The 17,538-nt window shown below is 70.6% G+C and carries 15 protein-coding genes; 12 read left to right on the forward strand and 3 right to left on the reverse strand.

Going from position 1 to position 17,538, the window contains the following annotated elements; genetic code table 11:
- Positions 1 to 14: 14 nt before the first annotated feature.
- The 11 genes from H9651_RS08515 (at position 15) to H9651_RS08565 (ending at position 12,406) form a co-directional block, all read left to right on the forward strand.
- Positions 15 to 1,307: an ABC transporter substrate-binding protein gene (locus H9651_RS08515; RefSeq protein WP_191718852.1), complete on the forward strand. Its 1,293-nt coding sequence runs from the start codon at positions 15 to 17 to the stop codon at positions 1,305 to 1,307.
- A 74-nt stretch (positions 1,308 to 1,381) separates the two neighbouring features.
- A complete protein-coding gene (locus tag H9651_RS08520) occupies positions 1,382 to 2,377 on the forward strand; it encodes a carbohydrate ABC transporter permease (protein WP_191718853.1) in 996 nt (331 codons plus the stop codon).
- Positions 2,374 to 3,297 carry a carbohydrate ABC transporter permease gene (locus H9651_RS08525; RefSeq protein WP_191718854.1) on the forward strand — a complete coding sequence of 308 codons (924 nt, stop codon included), beginning with the start codon at positions 2,374 to 2,376 and terminating at the stop codon, positions 3,295 to 3,297. Before H9651_RS08520 ends, H9651_RS08525 begins: the two co-directional genes overlap by 4 nt.
- A gap of 13 nt (positions 3,298 to 3,310) precedes the next feature.
- Positions 3,311 to 3,964 (forward strand): hypothetical protein, encoded by a 654-nt coding sequence (locus H9651_RS08530; protein ID WP_191718855.1) that lies wholly within the window; start codon positions 3,311 to 3,313, stop codon positions 3,962 to 3,964.
- A gap of 31 nt (positions 3,965 to 3,995) precedes the next feature.
- Entirely contained in the window at positions 3,996 to 5,294 is a 1,299-nt protein-coding gene (locus H9651_RS08535) for an ABC transporter substrate-binding protein (RefSeq protein ID WP_191718856.1), read from the forward strand.
- Positions 5,295 to 5,340: 46 nt separating this feature from the next.
- Positions 5,341 to 6,864 carry an arabinosylfuranosidase ArfA gene (arfA, locus tag H9651_RS08540; protein ID WP_191718857.1) on the forward strand — a complete coding sequence of 508 codons (1,524 nt, stop codon included), beginning with the start codon at positions 5,341 to 5,343 and terminating at the stop codon, positions 6,862 to 6,864.
- Between the two features lie 179 nt (positions 6,865 to 7,043).
- On the forward strand, positions 7,044 to 8,171 hold the full coding sequence (locus H9651_RS08545; RefSeq protein WP_225216579.1) for a Gfo/Idh/MocA family protein: 1,128 nt from the start codon (positions 7,044 to 7,046) through the stop codon (positions 8,169 to 8,171).
- Positions 8,171 to 9,373 carry a dihydrodipicolinate synthase family protein gene (locus H9651_RS08550; protein WP_191718981.1) on the forward strand — a complete coding sequence of 401 codons (1,203 nt, stop codon included), beginning with the start codon at positions 8,171 to 8,173 and terminating at the stop codon, positions 9,371 to 9,373. Before H9651_RS08545 ends, H9651_RS08550 begins: the two co-directional genes overlap by 1 nt.
- Entirely contained in the window at positions 9,370 to 10,254 is an 885-nt protein-coding gene (locus H9651_RS08555) for a sugar phosphate isomerase/epimerase family protein (protein ID WP_191718858.1), read from the forward strand. The genes H9651_RS08550 and H9651_RS08555 overlap by 4 nt, the downstream gene beginning before the upstream one ends.
- A complete protein-coding gene (locus H9651_RS08560; RefSeq protein WP_191718859.1) occupies positions 10,251 to 11,282 on the forward strand; it encodes a LacI family DNA-binding transcriptional regulator in 1,032 nt (343 codons plus the stop codon). The genes H9651_RS08555 and H9651_RS08560 overlap by 4 nt, the downstream gene beginning before the upstream one ends.
- Positions 11,279 to 12,406 carry a glycerate kinase gene (locus H9651_RS08565; RefSeq protein WP_191718860.1) on the forward strand — a complete coding sequence of 376 codons (1,128 nt, stop codon included), beginning with the start codon at positions 11,279 to 11,281 and terminating at the stop codon, positions 12,404 to 12,406. Before H9651_RS08560 ends, H9651_RS08565 begins: the two co-directional genes overlap by 4 nt.
- A gap of 140 nt (positions 12,407 to 12,546) precedes the next feature.
- Here H9651_RS08565 and H9651_RS08570 read toward each other — a convergent pair whose 3' ends face one another.
- Positions 12,547 to 13,545, reverse strand: a complete 999-nt coding sequence (locus H9651_RS08570; RefSeq protein ID WP_191718861.1) for a magnesium and cobalt transport protein CorA — start codon at positions 13,543 to 13,545, stop codon at positions 12,547 to 12,549.
- A gap of 197 nt (positions 13,546 to 13,742) precedes the next feature.
- Positions 13,743 to 15,383, reverse strand: coding sequence for a phosphoglucomutase (alpha-D-glucose-1,6-bisphosphate-dependent) (gene pgm, locus H9651_RS08575; RefSeq protein WP_191718862.1), 1,641 nt, complete (start codon positions 15,381 to 15,383; stop codon positions 13,743 to 13,745).
- A 53-nt stretch (positions 15,384 to 15,436) separates the two neighbouring features.
- On the opposite strand from pgm, the gene pheA reads away from it, so the two are divergent.
- A complete protein-coding gene (gene pheA / locus H9651_RS08580) occupies positions 15,437 to 16,396 on the forward strand; it encodes a prephenate dehydratase (RefSeq protein WP_191718863.1) in 960 nt (319 codons plus the stop codon).
- A gap of 25 nt (positions 16,397 to 16,421) precedes the next feature.
- Here pheA and H9651_RS08585 read toward each other — a convergent pair whose 3' ends face one another.
- Positions 16,422 to 17,480, reverse strand: a complete 1,059-nt coding sequence (locus H9651_RS08585) for an LLM class flavin-dependent oxidoreductase (protein WP_191718864.1) — start codon at positions 17,478 to 17,480, stop codon at positions 16,422 to 16,424.
- Positions 17,481 to 17,538 lie beyond the last annotated feature (58 nt).

A 17,538-nucleotide genomic window follows, 5' to 3' on the forward strand; every position in this document is an offset into this window, starting at 1 on the left:
CAGGAAGGACAAAGATGTTCAGCACCAAGCGGGCACTCGCCGCCGTCGCCCTCGCGACCGGCGCAGCCCTGGCCCTCGCCGGCTGCGCCGGCGGCACCTCTGACGAGGCGGCCACCTACGACCCCGACGAGAAGGTCACTCTCGACCTCGCGTTCTGGGGCAACGACGTGCGCGCCGGGCTCTACAACGAGGCCATCGACGCCTTCAACGAGGAATACCCGAACATCACGGTGAACGCCACGTTCCTCACCTTCCCCGAGTTCTGGGAGAAGCGTCAGACCGAAGCCGCCGGCGGTGGCCTGCCCGACGTCATGCAGTTCGACTACTCGTACCTGCGTCAGTACGCCGAGAACGGCCTGCTCCTCGACCTCGACCCGTACCTGGGTGAAATCATCGAGACCGAGCCGCTGCCCCAGAACATCCTGGACATCGGCGTCGTGAACGACACCACCTACGCCATCCCCACCTCCACGAACGCGTGGGGCCTGTTCACCAACCCCGTCGTGCTCGAGACCGTCGGCGTCGAGCAGTTCGCCGGCGGCTCGTGGGAGGACTACGCCGACTGGATGGGCGAGGTCACCGCCGCCGGTGGCGGCGAGCTCTACGGCGGTGGCGACTACACCGGCCGCATCCAGAACTTCGAGCTGCAGCTGCGCGCCGAAGGCTCCCAGCTTTTCGATGAGAACGGCGAGCCCGGCTTCGACGAAGAGCGCCTGACCGAGTTCTGGGAGTCGGGCGCCGTGCTGCGTGACGGCGTCGCCTTCCCCCAGCAGCTGGTGGAGGAGCTCTCCCCGCTCGGCCCGTTCGACACCGGCCTGGCTGCGAGCGAGATGACGTGGGACAACTTCGGTGCCGGCTACCTCGGCAACCTCGGCGAGGGCTACACCGAGCTCGGGCTGATCGAGCCTCCCGTCACCGAGGAGGGCGCGAAGGACCTCTACCTGAAGCCGTCCATGCTGCACGCCGTCTCGGCCAAGACCGAGCACCCCGAAGCCGCGGCGACGCTGGTGGACTTCCTCATCAACTCGCCCCAGTCGGGTGAGATCTTCGGCACCAACCGTGGCCTCCCCGCCTCGGAGACCGCCCTCGAGGCCGCCGAGCTCGACCCGCTCAGCCAGCAGGTCGCCGACTACGAGGCATCCATCGCCGATCGCCTCGGCGACGCCCCGCCGGTCCCGATCGTGGGCTACGGCACGCTCGAGGAGAAGTTCCGGGTGCTCGGCACCGAGCTGAACTTCGGCACCATGTCGGTGCAGGACGCCGTCTCGCAGTTCTTCAACGAACTGGACCTCGTCCTCAACCAGTAAGGCCTGCCGGGGGTCCGGGCGTCGTCGTCCGGACCCCCGTCGCATGCACTCGCCTCACCATTTCAGGAGCACCCGTGAGCACGACCGCGACCAGGGTCATCGTCACCAAGCAGGAGCCGTCCAAGCGGCGACTGGTGCGCAAGCAGCGCCCCGAACATCTCGCCCGCCCGGGGCAGCGCCAGCGGGCACGCCGCGAGACCGCCGCCGGCTACGCGTTCCTCGTGCCGTGGCTCGTCGGGTTCTTCGGGCTGACGCTGTTGCCCATGGGCTACTCGCTGTACCTGTCGTTCACGAGCTACAACATCTTCTCGCCGCCCAAGTGGATCGGTCTGGACAACTACATCCGGCTGTTCACGAATGACCCGAACTTCCTGCAGTCCGCGCAGATCACGCTCATCTACGTGCTCGTCGGCACCCCGATCACACTGCTGGCGGCGCTCGCGGTGGCCATTCTGCTGAACTACCGCGACAAGGGTGCGGCTTTCTTCCGCTCCGCCTTCTACGCCCCCTCACTCATCGGCGGCTCGGTGTCGGTCGCCATCGTCTGGCGGGCGATGTTCTCCACCGACGGACCCGTCGACAACGGGCTCAGTCTCTTCGGGATCGACCTCGGCGGCTGGATCGGGCAGCCTTCGCTGATCCTCCCGATGATGATCCTGCTGTCGGTGTGGCAGTTCGGTGCGACGATGGTGATCTTCCTCGCCGGGCTCAAGCAGGTTCCCAAGGAGCTCTACGAAGCCGCCGAGATGGACGGGGCGAATGCCTGGCGTCGCTTCCGCGCGGTGACCATCCCCATGCTCTCGCCGGTCATCTTCTTCAACCTGCTGCTGGGCCTCATCGGCGCCTTCCAGGTCTTCGCCTCGGCCTACATCATCTCCAACGGCACCGGCGGACCCGCCGGCATGACCAACTTCATCACCGTCTACCTCTACAAGACGGGCTTCTCCGACGGCCGCATGGGGTACGCCGCCGCGATCGCCTGGGTGCTGCTGATCGTCGTCGCGATCATCGCCTTCATCCTCTTCCGCACCCAGAAGTCGTGGGTGCACTACTCGGGAGACAACCGATGACCATTTCCTCCACCCCGAACGCGCTCGCCCAGATCGAGAACCAGGTCGACCCCGACCCGAAGACCGTGCCGCGGCGTCGCATCAAACGCAAGACGTGGCAGACCGTCGTCTGGATCGTCGCGCTGCTGGTCATCACCGCGGTCGTGCTCTACCCGCTGGTCTGGCTCTTGGTGTCGACCTTCAAGCCCAACTCCGAGTTCGGTCAGAACCAGGGCCTCATCCCGCAGAGCCCCACGCTCGACAACTACACCAAGGTGATGGAGGGCATCGCGGGCGTGCCCATGGGGCAGTTCTTCTGGAACTCGTTCGTGCTGGCCGCGCTGTCGGTCATCGGCACCGTCATGTCCTCGGCGCTGGCCGCCTATGCGTTCGCGCGCCTGCAGTTCAAGGGCCTCGGCGTCCTGTTCGCCGCGATGATCGGCACGCTCCTGCTGCCGTTCCACGTCGTGATCATCCCGCAGTACATCCTGTTCAACAATCTGGGGCTGGTCGACACCTTCGTGCCGCTGATCCTGCCGAAGTTCCTCGCCACCGAGGCGTTCTTCGTGTTCCTGCTGGTGCAGTTCATCCGCCAGATGCCGCGCGACATGGACGAGGCGGCCAAGATCGACGGCGCCGGTCACCTGCGCGTGTTCTGGTCGATCATCCTGCCGCTGATCAGGCCCGCGCTCATCACCTGCGCGATCTTCTCGTTCATCTGGGCGTGGAACGACTTCCTCGGGCCGCTGCTGTATCTGACCAGCCCCGAGAACTATCCGCTCCCCATCGCCCTGCGCCTGTACAACGACCAGACCTCCACGAGCGACTACGGGGCGACCGTGACGGCATCGTTCCTGGCGCTGCTGCCGATCCTGCTGTTCTTCATCGTCTTCCAGCGATTCCTGGTCGACGGCGTGGCCACGCAGGGACTCAAGGGCTGAGCGGATGCCGGCGATGACGAGCCGCCGCGCCGAGCGCGCCGCCCACCGGGCGGAGCTCTCGGGCGCGGGCCCGGTGCGCGAGGAGCGCGCTCCGGCGCCGTTCCCGGGCGCCTCGGCGCGCTTCGCGCTGTTCGGCGAGGTGCTGCTGACGGGCCTGCTCGTCACCGTCGTCGGCCTGCTCGTGGTGACGCTACCGGCGGGGCTGGCCGCCGGCATCCGGCACATGCGCCGTCACGTGGCCGCAGAGGACTCGCGTCTGCAGCTGTTCTGGGCCGACGTGCGCCGCGCGCTGCTGCCGGGCGCGGTGGTGGGGGCGGTGGCCCTGGCCGCCACGCTCGTGCTGCTGCTGGACATCGACCTCGCCCGCTCCGGCATGCTGCCCGGTGGCCCCGTCATCGAGGTCGTCGGATGGGTCGGTCTCGCCGTGGTCGCCCTCGTCCTCCTCAGCGCCGCCGGAGCATGGACGCCCGAGTCCGGCTGGCGTGCGGCGCTGCGCGCGGTGCCGGGCGGCGTCGTGGCCGACCCCGCCGGTGCGCTGTATCTCGTGGCCACCGCCGGCTTCGTCGGCGTGGCCACCTGGGCCCTCGTCCCCCTCTTCCTCCCCGCCGTCGGCTGTGCCGCACTGGCGGTCGTGGCAATCCCCGTCCGCCGTCGCGGCCGGGCCTGACAGACGACATCCGTTCTTTTCAAGGAGCATCATGACGAAGAAGACCTCTCTGCGGCGCGCGCGCGTGCAGGCCACGATCGGTGCGGCCGCCACCGCAGCCCTGCTGCTCGCGGGATGCGCCGCGACACCGGCATCCGACGGATCGGGTTACGACGGCGAGCAGGAGGTGAGCATCGACTTCGCCTTCTGGGGAAACGATGACCGCGCGGACCGCTACACCCGGCTCATCGAGGCGTTCAACGAGGAACACCCCAACATCACGGTCAAGATGTCCTTCAGCGACTTCCCCTCCTTCTGGGAGAAGCGACAGACCGAGGCCGCCGGCGGTGGCCTGCCCGACGTCTTCCAGTTCTCCGACAGCTACCTGCGGCAGTACGGCGAAACCGGCCGACTGCTGGACCTTGCGACGGTGTCCGACTACGTGACCACGGACACGTTCGACGACGCGCTGCTGGGCACCGGGGCGCTCGACGGTGTGCAGTACTCCCTCCCCACCGGCTACAGCCTGTGGGCGAACTTCATCAACCAGGACCTGCTCGATGCGGCAGGCCTGGAGGCACCCGAGCCGAACAGCGATTTCGGCGCGCTCGACTCGTGGATGGCGGAGGTCACCGACGCCACCGGCGGCGCCGTGTACGGCGGGACCGACTACACCCAGCGCATCCAGTCCTTCGAACTGGTCCTCCGCGCCCACGGCTCGAACCTCTTCACCGACGACGGTGAGCTCGCCTTCACCGAAGACGAGCTGCGCGACTTCTGGAACTCCGGCGCCGATCTGCGCGACGGGGCTGCCGTGCCGCAGCAGCGACTCGAAGAGCTCTCGCCGATGTCGGGGTTCGGTGCCCAGATGACCGCCAGCGAGATGAGCTGGAGCAACTTCCTCGGTGGCTACCTGGCTGATTCCGGCGCCACCGGCATCTCGGTGATCGCGCCGCCCACCGCCGTGGCGGGCTCGAAGGACCTGTACCGGCAGGCCGGACTGCAGATGGCGATCAGCGAGAACACCGATCAGCCCGAGGCTGCGGCCATCTTCCTCGACTTCGTGGTCAACAGCGAAGCCGCCGGTGAGATCTTCGGCACGACCCTGGGCTTCCCGGCGTCGTCCTCCAAGCTCGCCGGAGCGACGCTCGAGGGTCCCGACAAGCAGGTGGCGGACTACATCGAGTCGGCCGCCGCCCGCATCGGCGACGCGCCGCCGGTCCCCGTGGTCGGCTACGGTTCGATCGAGCAGACGTTCTGGGAGCTCGGCAAGTCCATCGGGCTCGGCGCGATCAGCGTCGACGATGCGGTGAAGTCCTTCTTCTCCGAGGCCGACGCCCTCCTCAGCTGACAGCCCGCCGCGCCCGCTCAGACCGAATCCATCGGAAGGATCACCTGTGACGTCCGCCTTCGGGTACATCGACCCGCACCTCGAGATCTCCGACATCGACCGGCGCCTGTTCGGTGGGTTCGTGGAGCACCTCGGCCGTCACATCTACGACGGCATCCACGAGCCCGGTCACCCCACCGCTGACGCCGACGGGTTCCGTGCCGACGTCATCGAGCTGGTCAAGGAACTCGGGGTGTCGACCATCCGCTACCCGGGCGGCAACTTCGTCTCGGGCTACCGCTGGGAAGACGGCGTGGGGCCGGTGGCGGAGCGACCCCGCCGGCTCGACCTCGCGTGGCACTCCACCGAGACCAACCAGGTCGGGCTGCACGAGTTCGCGCGCTGGCTCGACAAGGTCGGCAGCGACCTGATGCTCGCGGTCAACCTCGGCACGCGCGGCACGGGGGAGGCCATCGACCTGCTGGAGTACGCCAACGCGGATGCCGACACCGACTGGACCCGCCGGCGTGCCGAGAACGGTCGCGACGAGCCGTTCGGTGTGACCATGTGGTGCCTGGGCAACGAGATGGACGGCCCGTGGCAGTTGGGCCACCGCAACGCCGACGACTACGGCAAGCTCGCCTCGCGCACCGCCAAGGCCATGCGCATGCTCGACCCGGGCGTCGAACTCGTGGTCTGCGGATCCTCCAGCAGCGGCATGCCCACGTTCGGATCGTGGGAGCGCACGGTGCTCGAGCACACGTTCGACGACGTCGACTTCATCTCGTGCCACTCGTACTACCAGGAGATGGGCGGCAACGCGCAGGAGTTCCTCGCCTCGGGGGTCGACATGGCGCGCTTCATCGAGTCGGTCGTGTCGATCGCCGACGCGGTCGCTGCGACGAAGAAGAGCGACAAGCGCATCATGATCTCGTTCGACGAGTGGAACGTCTGGTACCTCCACGATGACGGGGGCGGCCAGAACGACAAGCCGAAGGAGACCGGCTGGCCGGTGGCGCCGCGGCTGCTCGAAGATCAGTACCACGCACTGGATGCCGTCGTCTTCGGTGATCTGCTGATCACGCTGCTGCAGCACGCCGACCGCGTGCGCTCGGCCTCGCTCGCGCAACTGGTGAACGTCATCGCGCCGATCATGACCGAGCCCGGTGGCATCGCCTGGCGGCAGACGACCTTCTTCCCGTTCTCGATCACCTCGCGCCTGGCGGGGGAGCGGGTCGTGCGGGTGCCGGTGACGACCGGCACGTTCACGAGCGAGCGGTTCGGCGAGGTGGCATCGGTCAACGCCGTCGCGACCGTCGACGATCAGGGCGTGAGCGTGTTCGTCGTCAACCGCTCCACCACCGACACCGCGGACCTGAGGGTGGACCTCGCCGCGATCGCCGCGCAGTTCGGCCGCGACCTCACGATCGCCGAGTCGCACCTGCTGCACGACGATGACCTCTACGCCGCGAACTCTCTCGAAGACCCCGAACGGGTGGGCGTGCGACCGCTGGACGGAGCCCGGGTGGCGGACGGGGCGCTGGTGGCATCCCTCCCGCCCGTGTCGTGGGTCGCCGTGCGCCTGAACTGACCCGCGCGATCGGGCGGAGACGCTTGCGGAAAGCGTTTTCAGGTGTCAGGATGAGTACGTATCGGAAAGCGCTTACCAGACGGAAGCGCCGAGCAGAAGGAACCACCGTGTCAGAGACGACCACCCTGGACGCCCCCGCCGCCGCAGCCGCCCCTCCCGTGCGCGAGATCGGCATCATCATGAACGGCGTGTCCGGCCGCATGGGCTACCGACAGCACCTCGTGCGCTCGATCCTCGCGATCCGCGAGCAGGGCGGTATCGAGCTGCCCGACGGCTCCAAGGTCACGGTGAAGCCGCTGCTGGTCGGCCGCAGCGAGGCCAAGCTCGCCGAGCTCGCCGCCCGCCACGGCATCGAGGACTACACGACCGACCTCGACGCCGCCCTCGCCGACCCGCGCTGGGAGATCTACGCCGACTTCCTGGTCACCAAGGCCCGCGCCACGGCGCTGCGCAAGGCCATCGCCGCCGGCAAGACGATCTACACCGAGAAGCCCACCGCCGAATCGGCGGAGGAAGCGCTGGAGCTGGCGAAGCTCGCGGCCGAGGCAGGAGTGAAGACCGGTGTCGTGCACGACAAGCTGTACCTGCCGGGCCTGCAGAAGCTCAAGCGCCTCATCGACTCCGGGTTCTTCGGGCGCATCCTGTCCGTGCGCGGCGAGTTCGGGTACTGGGTCTTCGAGGGGGACTGGCAGCCCGCGCAGCGGCCCAGCTGGAACTACCGCGCCGAAGACGGCGGCGGCATCATCGTCGACATGTTCCCGCACTGGAACTACGTGCTCGAGAACCTGTTCGGGCAGGTCAAGACCGTCTACGCCCAGGCCGCCGTGCACATCGCCGACCGCTGGGATGAGAACGGCGAGCACTACACCGCCACGGCCGAGGACGCCGCCTACGGCATCTTCGAGCTCGAAGGCGATGTCGTCGCGCAGATCAACTCCAGCTGGACGGTGCGGGTCAACCGCGACGAGCTGGTGGAGTTCCACGTCGACGGCACGCACGGCTCCGCCGTGGTCGGCCTCTTCGGCGCCAAGATCCAGTCGCGCAACGCCACCCCGAAGCCGGTGTGGAACCCCGACCTCGCCGACGACCACGACTACGACGCCGACTGGGCGGGTGTCCCCACCAACGACGTCTTCCAGAACGGCTTCAAGCAGCAGTGGGAGGAGTTCCTCGTCTCCTACATCACCGGCACCGACTATGAGTTCGACCTGCTCGCGGGTGCGCGCGGTGTGCTGCTGGCCGAAGCGGGGCTGCGCTCCAGCCGTGACGGGTGCAAGGTGTCGCTGCCCGCCCTCACCCTGGACTGATCGTGCGGCTCACTCTCCTGGGCGCCGACGGCGCCGCGACCACCGATGAGCTGAACCCGGCGGCCGGCTACGCCAAGCCGACCGGGCCGCTGCAGAGCCGCGTCGCGTACGCCGCTGCGCACGTCGTGCCGGTGACGTGGGGGGACAACACCCCCGGTCAGCCGGCGGAGATCGACTGGGATGCCACGCTGGCGTTCCGTCGCAGCGTGTACTCGTGGGGCCTGGGCGTGGCCGACGCGATGGACACCGCCCAGCGCAACATGGGGCTGGATGCCGCGGCGACCCGCGAGCTCATCGCCCGCTCCGCCGAGGTCGCCCGTGAAGAGGGCGGTTCGGTCGTGGTCGGGGTCAACACCGACCACGTCGAGGCGGAGCACCTCTCGATCGACGAGATCATCTCGGCCTACATCGAGCAGCTGCACTTCACCGAAGAACAGGGCGCCGGTCCCGTGCTCATGGCCAGCCGTCACCTCGCCCGCGCGGCGGAGTCGGCCGACGACTACCGCCGGGTGTACCGCGCGGTGCTGCAGGCGGCGACCACCCCGGTCGTGCTGCACTGGCTCGGCACCGCGTTCGATCCGCAGCTGGCCGGCTATTTCGGTTCGAGCGACTGGCGGGCGGCATCCGATGTGCTGCTGGAGATCATCCAGGACAACGCCGACCGTGTCGCCGGGGTGAAGATGAGCCTGCTGGATGCCGCGTCCGAGGTGTCGGTGCGCGAGCGCCTGCCCGAGGGCGTGCGCATGTTCACCGGTGACGACTTCAACTACGTGGGACTCATCGGCGGTGCCGATGTGCCCGAAGCGACTCAGCCCGACCGCGACCCGGCGAGCCCGCGACAGCACTCCGATGCGCTGCTGGGCGCATTCGCGGCGCTGACGCCGGTGGCATCCGCCGCGATCCAGGCGCTCGACGCCGGCGATCCCGCCCGCTACCTCGAGATCCTCGCACCCACCGAGGCGCTCAGCCGGCAGGTCTTCGCCGCGCCGACGTTCTACTACAAGACCGGTGTCGCGTTCCTGTCGTGGCTGAACGGTCACCAGGGCGCGTTCCAGATGGTCGGAGGGCTGCACGCGGCGCGCAGCCTGCCGCACCTGTCGCGCATCGTCGAACTCGCCAATGCCGCGTACGCGTTGGAGCACCCGGAACTCGCCGCCGAGCGCTGGCACGGCATGCTGCGCCTGAACGGGGTGGATGCATGAGCGTCGACCCGCGCCTGTCGATCAACCAGGCGACCATCAAGTACGCCGACCTCGCCACGGCGCTGCGGGTCACCGTCGAGGCAGGGGTGCCGGCGATCGGCCTCTGGCGCGAGCCGGTGGCCGACGTCGGCCTCGCCACCGCATCGCGCATGCTCACCGACTCGGGCCTGCGGTTCACCACCCACTGCCGCGGCGGGTTCTTCACCCTCCCCGAGGGACCGGCCCGGCGCGCGTCGATCGATGACAACCGCGTCGCGATCGACGAGGCGGCCACGCTCGCCGCGGCGGGAGCCGCAGGGTCGACCGCGATCCTCGTGCTCGTCGCAGGCGGTCTGCCCGAGGGCTCCCGCGACCTCGTCGGGGCGCGCGAGCGGGTGCGTGACGCGATCGGCGAACTCGCCCCGCACGCGGCGGCGGCCGGGGTGACGCTGGCCATCGAGCCGCTGCATCCGATGTACGCCACCGACCGCTGCGTCGTGTCGACGCTCGGGCAGGCCCTGGACATCGCCGCCGACTTCGAGCCCGCGGTCGTGGGCGTCACCGTCGACACGTTCCACATCTTCTGGGACCCCGACGTGGAGGCATCCATCGCCCGCGCCGGCCGCGAGGGTCGCATCGCCACCTATCAGGTGTGCGACTGGAAGACCCCGCTGCCCGCGGACGTGCTGCTCGGGCGGCACTATCCGGGCGACGGCGTGATCGATCTGGGCGCGCTGACCCGCGCCGTGAGCGAGACCGGATACGACCGGGACATCGAAGTGGAGATCTTCAACGAGCAGGTCTGGGCGACCGACCCGCTCGTGGCGGTGCAGCGCACCGCGGCCGCGTTCGGCGGGGCGGTCTCGCCCCACCTGAGCGCACCTCTAGAATCACGATCGTGACCGAAGCCAACGAACGCCTGCGGTCCGGCTCCGCCACGCTCCACGACGTCGCGCGTGAGGCGGGGGTGTCGCTGGCGACCGCGTCGCGCGTGCTCAACGGCTCGAGCCGAAAGGTCGCGGAGTCGTACCGGGAGCGTGTGCAGGCCGCCGCCGACCGCCTGGGCTACAGTGCCAACCTCTCCGCGCAGGCCACCGCGCGCGGCACGTCGGCGATCATCGCACTGCTCGTCGCCGACATCGCCGACCCGTACTTCGGTGAGATCGCCTCGGGGGTCGCCCAGGGCGCCGACGAGGCCGGCCTCGTCGTGACCATCGCCATCACCGAGCGCGACACCGACCGCGAAGTGCGTCTGGTGCGGGCGCTGCGCGGTCAGCGGCCGCGCGGAGTCATCCTCGCGGCATCGCGCACCGCGCCCGAGATCGCCCCGCAGCTCGTGGCCGAACTCGACCTCGTCACCGCGGCGGGCGGGCGGGTCGTGGCGCTCGGCGCCGGCACCGACACGGTGCGCTCGGTCATCATCGACAACCGCGGCGGCGCCCGCGCGCTCGGCACGGCCCTCGCCGAGCGCGGGTACCGGAGCGCGGTCGTGCTGGCCGCCGCCGAGGGCGTGCTCACCAGCGACAACCGCGTCGCCGGGTTCACAGAGGGATTCACCACGGCGGGCGGCGAGGCAGCCCGCGTCTACCGCGGTGCGTTCACCCGTGAGTCGGGTGCCGAGATCATGGCCGCAGCCCTCGCCGACGGTGTCGAGCCGCAGACCCTCGTCTTCGCCGTCAGCGACGTCGTCGCAATCGGGGCGATGTCGGCGCTGCGTGCTGCGGGACGCGAGCCCGGCACCGACGTCGCCGTCGCGGGCTTCGACGACATCGCCACGAGCCGCGACGTCACGCCCGCGCTGACCACGGTGCGAGTGCCGCTCAGCGACGTGGGCCTCGAGACCTTCCGCGCCGCGACCGACCCCGACTGGACGCCGCAGCAGCTGCATGTGGAAGTGCAGCTGCGAGACAGCACGCCGCCGCTGTCGTGAAGGTCGTCGTCGCGCTGGACAGCTTCAAGGGGTCGATCGGCGCCGCCGCGGCATCCCTCGCCTTCGCCGACGGCTGGCGCGACGCGGCACCCGATGCCGCAGTGGAACTTCGGCCCATGGCCGACGGGGGAGAGGGCACGCTCGAGGCCTTCGCCGCCGCCGTACCGGGGGCCCGGCGCATGCCGGTGCGGGTGACAGGGCCTGACGGCGCACTCGTCGACGCCGCGTGGCTGCTGCTGCCGCCGACCCCCGACGCCCCCGCCGGCACCGGCGTGGTCGAGCTGGCATCCACCTCGGGCATCGAACTGCTCGGCGAGCGACGCGCGCCGTGGCGTGCCGACACCACCGGGTTCGGGCAGGCCATCGCGGCGGCGCTGGATCACGGCGTCTCGCGGCTCGTGCTCGGCATCGGCTCGAGCGCGTCGACCGACGGTGGGCTCGGCATGCTGCGCGCGCTCGGCGCGGACGTGACGGATGCCGACGGCGCGGCCGTCGCTCCGGGCGCCCGTGGCCTCGCCGCCGCCGCTGCCGTGGACGTCGCTTCCCTTCGCCGGCCGCCGGCCGCGGGCGCGGTCGTGCTCACCGACGTCACCAATCCGCTCTGCGGACCGGCCGGTGCCGCGGCGGTGTTCGGACCGCAGAAGGGTCTCGACGCCGACGGCGTCGCCCGCGCGGACGCCGCCCTCACCCACTGGGCGTCGCTCTTCGCCGGCGACCCCGAGCTTGCGGATGCCGCCGCGCTCCCCGGCGCCGGCGCCGCCGGCGGGACCGGCTTCGGCCTCGTCGCCTGGGGTGCGCGGCTCGTTCCCGGGGCGCCCGAGGTGGCGGCGCTCATCGGGCTGCGGGATGCGGTGGCCGGCGCCGACCTGGTCGTCACCGGCGAGGGATCGTTCGACGGCCAGTCGGCCGCCGGCAAGGTGCCCGCCTTCGTCGCGGGCCTCGCCGCCGAGGCGGGAGTGCCCGTGGCGCTCGTCGCGGGGCGCATCGCCGACGATGCCGACACCTCGGGCTTCACGGCATCCGTCTCGCTCACCGCCCTCGCCGGCAGCCCCGCCGCGTCACTGGCCGCGCCCGCGCAGCACCTCCGCGCCGCCGGCGCCGCCCTGGCCCGCCCCCCGCGCTGACCCCGCCCGCGCACCCCGGCGGGGCCGCGCTGAGACGAATGTGGGTGGACGAGGCGGTGGGTGTCACCCGCGGTCTCGGCCGTCGGTATTCGTCTCACCGGTCGGCGGGGTGTGGGCGGGCGGGCGCGAGGGCGGGCGGGTCACATCCAGTGGCGGGCCTTGAAGACGAGCCACAGCGCGACGGAGGTCGCAGCCATGGCGGCCAGGGCCAGCGGATATCCCCACGGCGAGGCCAGCTCGGGCATGTACTCGAAGTTCATGCCGTAGATCGTGCCGACCAGTGTGGGGCCGAAGAGGATCGCCGCCCACCCCGAGATCTTCTTCACCTGCTCGCTCTGCACGAGGGCGGTCTCGGTCTGGCGATGCGTGACGAGGGTGGCGTTGACAGTGAGGGCGTTCTCGAGGATCGACCGCATCGCGGCGAGCCTGTCGGTCACGCGGATGACGTGGTCGAGCACGTTGCGCAGCGATCGCTGCAGCTCGATGTCGGCGCGCTCCGAGTCGTCGCCCTGCAGCAGCTGCTCCAGCATGTCGGTGAGCGGCTCGGCCGCGCGCTGGAAGTGGATGACCTCACGGGACAGGTCGTAGATGCGGCGGGTGAGTTCGGTGCCGGTGCCACCGAACAGCGCGTCCTCGATCTCGTCGACGTCGGTCAGCAGCCCTTCCACGACCGGCGCGTACTCGTCGATGACCTCATCGAGGATGGCTGCGAGCACCGCTTCGGGGCCCTTGGCGAGCAGCTCCGGATGCTGTTCGAGTCGCCGGCGCACCGTCGCGAGGTCGGGCACTTCGGCGTGTCGGATCGTGACGACGAAGTCCGGACCGACGAACACGTGCAGCTCGCCGAACTCCACCGTCTCGGTCGCATCGTTGTAGCGCGCGGGCCGCAGCACCGCGAACAGGGTGCCCCCGTAGCGCTCGATCTTCGCGCGCTGGTGGCCCGACAGGGCGTCCTCCACGGCGAGTGGATGCAGCCCGAACTCGGCCGCGACCTGCTGGATCTCCTCCGCCGTGGGTCGCAGCAGACCGATCCACGCCATCCCGTGGTTGTCCCGCATGTGTTCGAAGGTCTGCTCGAGGCTCTCGGGGTTGCGGATGCGGCCGCCGTCCACGTACACGGCGTTGTCGATGATCGGCATTCCGCCAGTCTGCCGCTCCCCGCGCCGGCCGCCCGCCACCGCCGCGCGCCGCCACCGCCCGCCGCCCGCCGCCGCCGCGAACCCTTCCACCGGTGAAACGAATACTGGCGGCCGAGACAATGGGTGTTAACCACTGTCTCGGCCGCCAGTATTCGTCTCACGGTCTGGGGTGCGCGGCCGACGGCCGCCCCCGCGGGTCAGGCGCCGAGGGCGGCGGCGACCACGGCGCGGGCCTCGGCCTGCACCTCGGCGAGATGCTCGGGGCCGCGCAGCGACTCGGCGTAGAGCTTGTAGACGTCTTCGGTGCCCGACGGGCGGGCGGCGAACCACGCGTGCTCGGTCTGCACCTTCAGGCCGCCGATCGCGGCGCCGTTGCCGGGCGCGTGCGACAGCTTCGCGGTGATGGGCTCGCCGGCGAGCTCGGTGGCGGTCACGGCATCCGGCGAGAGCTTCGCCAGCGTCGCCTTCTGTGCCGGCGTCGCGGGCGCATCGACCCGCTGGTACGCCGACGACCCGAACTCGGCCTCGAGCTCCGCATAGCGCTGCGACGGCGTCTTGCCGGTGACGGCGAGCATCTCGGCCGCCAGCAGGCACAGCAGGATGCCGTCCTTGTCGGTCGTCCAGACGGTGCCGTCCTTGCGCAGGAACGACGCCCCCGCCGACTCCTCGCCGCCGAAGGCGACCGAGCCGTCGAGCAGGCCCGGCACGAACCACTTGAACCCGACGGGGACCTCCAGCAGGCGCCGGCCGAGCGACTCGGCGACGCGATCGATGATCATCGACGACACCAGTGTCTTGCCCACGGCGGCATCCGCCGGCCACCCCTCGCGGTGGCGGAAGAGGTAATCGATCGCGACGGCCAGGTAGTGGTTGGGGTTCATCAGCCCCGCGTCGGGGGTGACGATGCCGTGCCGGTCGGCGTCGGCGTCGTTGCCGGTGAGGATGTCGTACTGGTCGCGGCGGGCGACGAGCGCGGCCATCGCCGACGGCGACGACGGATCCATGCGGATCTTCTCGTCCCAGTCCAGCGTCATGAACCGCCAGGTCGGGTCGACGTCGGGGTTGACGACGGTGAGGTCGAGCCCGTACACCTCGGCGATGAGCGCCCAGTACTCCACCGATGCCCCGCCGAGCGGGTCGGCGCCGATGCGCACACCGGCGGAGCGGATCGCGTCGATGTCGATGATCGAGGCGAGGTCGCGCACGTACGCGTCACGGAAGTCGTAGCTGCCCAGCCGTGTGGTGTCGATGTCGGCGAAGCGGGTGCGCGTGACGCCCTCGAGTCCCGCGGCGATGAGCGCGTTGGCACGATCGGCGATCCACCCGGTGGCGTCGGTGTCGGCCGGTCCGCCGTGCGGCGGGTTGTACTTGAACCCGCCGTCGCGCGGCGGGTTGTGCGACGGGGTGACGACGATGCCGTCGGCACGGCCGGGGTCTGCGGCATCCATCCCGCGGTTGTGGGTGAGGATCGCGAGGCTCAGCGCCGGCGTCGGCACCCACGCGTCGCGGGAGTCGACGCGCACGTCCACGCCGTTGCCGACGAGCACCTCGATGGCGCTGCGCTCGGCGGGACGCGACAGGCCATGGGTGTCGCGTCCGAGGAAGATCGGACCGGTGATGCCCTGTTCGGTGCGGTAATCCACGATCGCCTGGGTGGTGGCGAGGATGTGGTCCTCGTTGAAACTGGTCGACAGCGACGAGCCGCGATGACCGCTCGTGCCGAAGGCCACGCGCTGCTCGGGCGCCGAGGCGTCGGGCTTGCGGTCGTAATAGGCGTTGACGAGTTCGTCGATGTCGACGAGGTCGGAGGCTTCGGCGGGCTGTCCTGCGCGGCTCATCCCCTCAGTCTGCCACCCGGGCCGCCGACGTGCGCGGACTAGGCTTGCTCCCTGTGAGCACCGCGCCCGACTCTGCTGCCCGACGTACCTACAGTTATCTGGGTCCGGCAGGCACCTTCACCGAGGCGGCGCTCGCGCAGGTCGCCGAGGCCCGCGACCAGCAGTGGCGCTCCGTGCGCAACGTCGGCGAAGCGCTCGCGGATGTCGTGGAGGGGCGGTCGGATGCCGCCATGATCGCCATCGAGAACTCGATCGACGGCGGCGTGTCCACCGCGCAGGACGCGCTGGCGACCATGCCGGGCCTGCAGATCGTGGGCGAATACCTCGTGCCGGTGAACTTCGTGCTGGTGGGTCGCCCCGGCACGACGCTCGCCGACGTGTCGCTGGTCGCCGCGCACCCCGTCGCGTACGCCCAGTGCCTGCACTGGCTCTCCGCCCACCTACCCGCGCACGCCCACCTGCCGGCGGCCAGCAACGTCGCGGCGGCGCTGGACATGCTCGACGGATCGAGCAATGCGGATGCCGCGATCGCGCCTCCCGGCATCCTGGAGCACCACGACCTGGAGCCCCTGGCCGAGGCGATCGGCGACAACCCGAACGCCGTGACGCGCTTCGTGCTCGTGAGCCGCCCGGGGGCGCTGCCCGCACCCACCGGCGCCGACAAGACCTCGATCATCGCCGAGTTGCCCGACGACCACCCGGGCGCCCTGCTGGAGCTGCTGGAGCAGTTCTCGACCCGCGGCATCAACCTGTCGCTGATCGAATCGCGCCCCATCGGCGACGCGCTCGGGCGCTACCGCTTCGTCATCGACGCCGACGGGCACATCGAGAACGAGCGCATGGCCGACGCACTGCTGGGCTTGCGTCGCTTCAGCCCGCGCGTGCTGTTCCTCGGCTCGTACCCGCGCGCCGACCGTTCGATCGTGCACTACCCCGACCGCTACGCCGACGAGGTGTTCGTCGAGGCGCGCGACTGGCTGCGCGGACTGCTGGCGGGCGAGCCGGCCGACTGACGGCCCGCCCGCCCCGCCGGGGGCGTCAGCCCGCGAGGGCGGCGGTGAGCAGCTCGAGCGTGCGGGCCCGGCCGGGCGCGGCATCCATCGGCTCGCCCTCGCGCGCGGCGGCGATGGGCGAGACCATGATCTCGTCGACGCCGTGGGTGCGGGCGAGTTCGCGCAGCTCGGATGCCGCCTTGTCGCCGGCGCCGATGATCCAGCGCTCCCGCATCGCCTCGACGAGCGGGGTCATCGCGTCGTCGGGAGCGGCGGACTGCGCGGCCTCGACGGTCTCCATCGCACCCATCGGCCGGTTCAGGCGCAGGCGGGCCATGGCGCGCATCTGGGGGAGCGCCCGCGCGTCGGCCTCGTCGGCGGTGTCGGCGGCGACGACGTTGGCGGTGAGGAAGGTCACGGGCTCGGGGTGCGCCTCGCTCGGCCGGTACTGCCCGCGGTAGAGCCCCAGCGCCCGCTCGAGCCCCTCGCCGGAGAAGTGGTTCGCGAAGACGTAGGGCAGCCCGAGCGATGCCGCCAGCTGCGCGGAGTAATCGCTCGACCCCAGCAGCCACACCTGCGGTGTGCCGGTGGCCGCGGGCGTCGCGTGCACGTCGTATGTTCCGCCCGAGGTGAACTGCAGCGTCGCGCCCTCGGGGGAGACGAGAGCGAGGATGTCCTGCACATGCTGCGGGAACCGCTCGACGTCGCTGGAGGTGCCCGACATGCGCAGCAGCTGCGTGATGACCGGGTCGCTGCCGGGGGCGCGGCCGATGCCGAGATCGATGCGGCCCGGCGCCAGCGCCTCGAGGGCGGCGAACTGCTCGGCGACGACCAGCGGGGCGTGGTTGGGGAGCATCACGCCGCCGGAGCCGACACGGATGCGCGAGGTGCGCGCGGCGGCGGCGGCGATGAGCACGGGCGGCGTGGTCGACCCCACCGAGGACATGTTGTGGTGCTCGGCGAACCAGTAGCGGCGCAGACCCAGCCGGTCGGCGGTCTCGGCCAGCGCGAGCGCGGCGGTGACGGCTTGGGAACTGGTCTGGCCGGTGCGCACCGGAACGAGGTCGAGGACGGACAGGGCCGGGGCGGGGGCGGTGGTGCTCATCACGAGAGCCCAACCCCCCGCCCCGCCCGGTCATTCCCGGCTGGCGTGGCGGCGTCGG

The sequence above is a fragment of the Microbacterium pullorum genome, from assembly GCF_014836535.1.
GTDB classification, from domain to species: Bacteria; Actinomycetota; Actinomycetes; order Actinomycetales; family Microbacteriaceae; genus Microbacterium; species Microbacterium pullorum.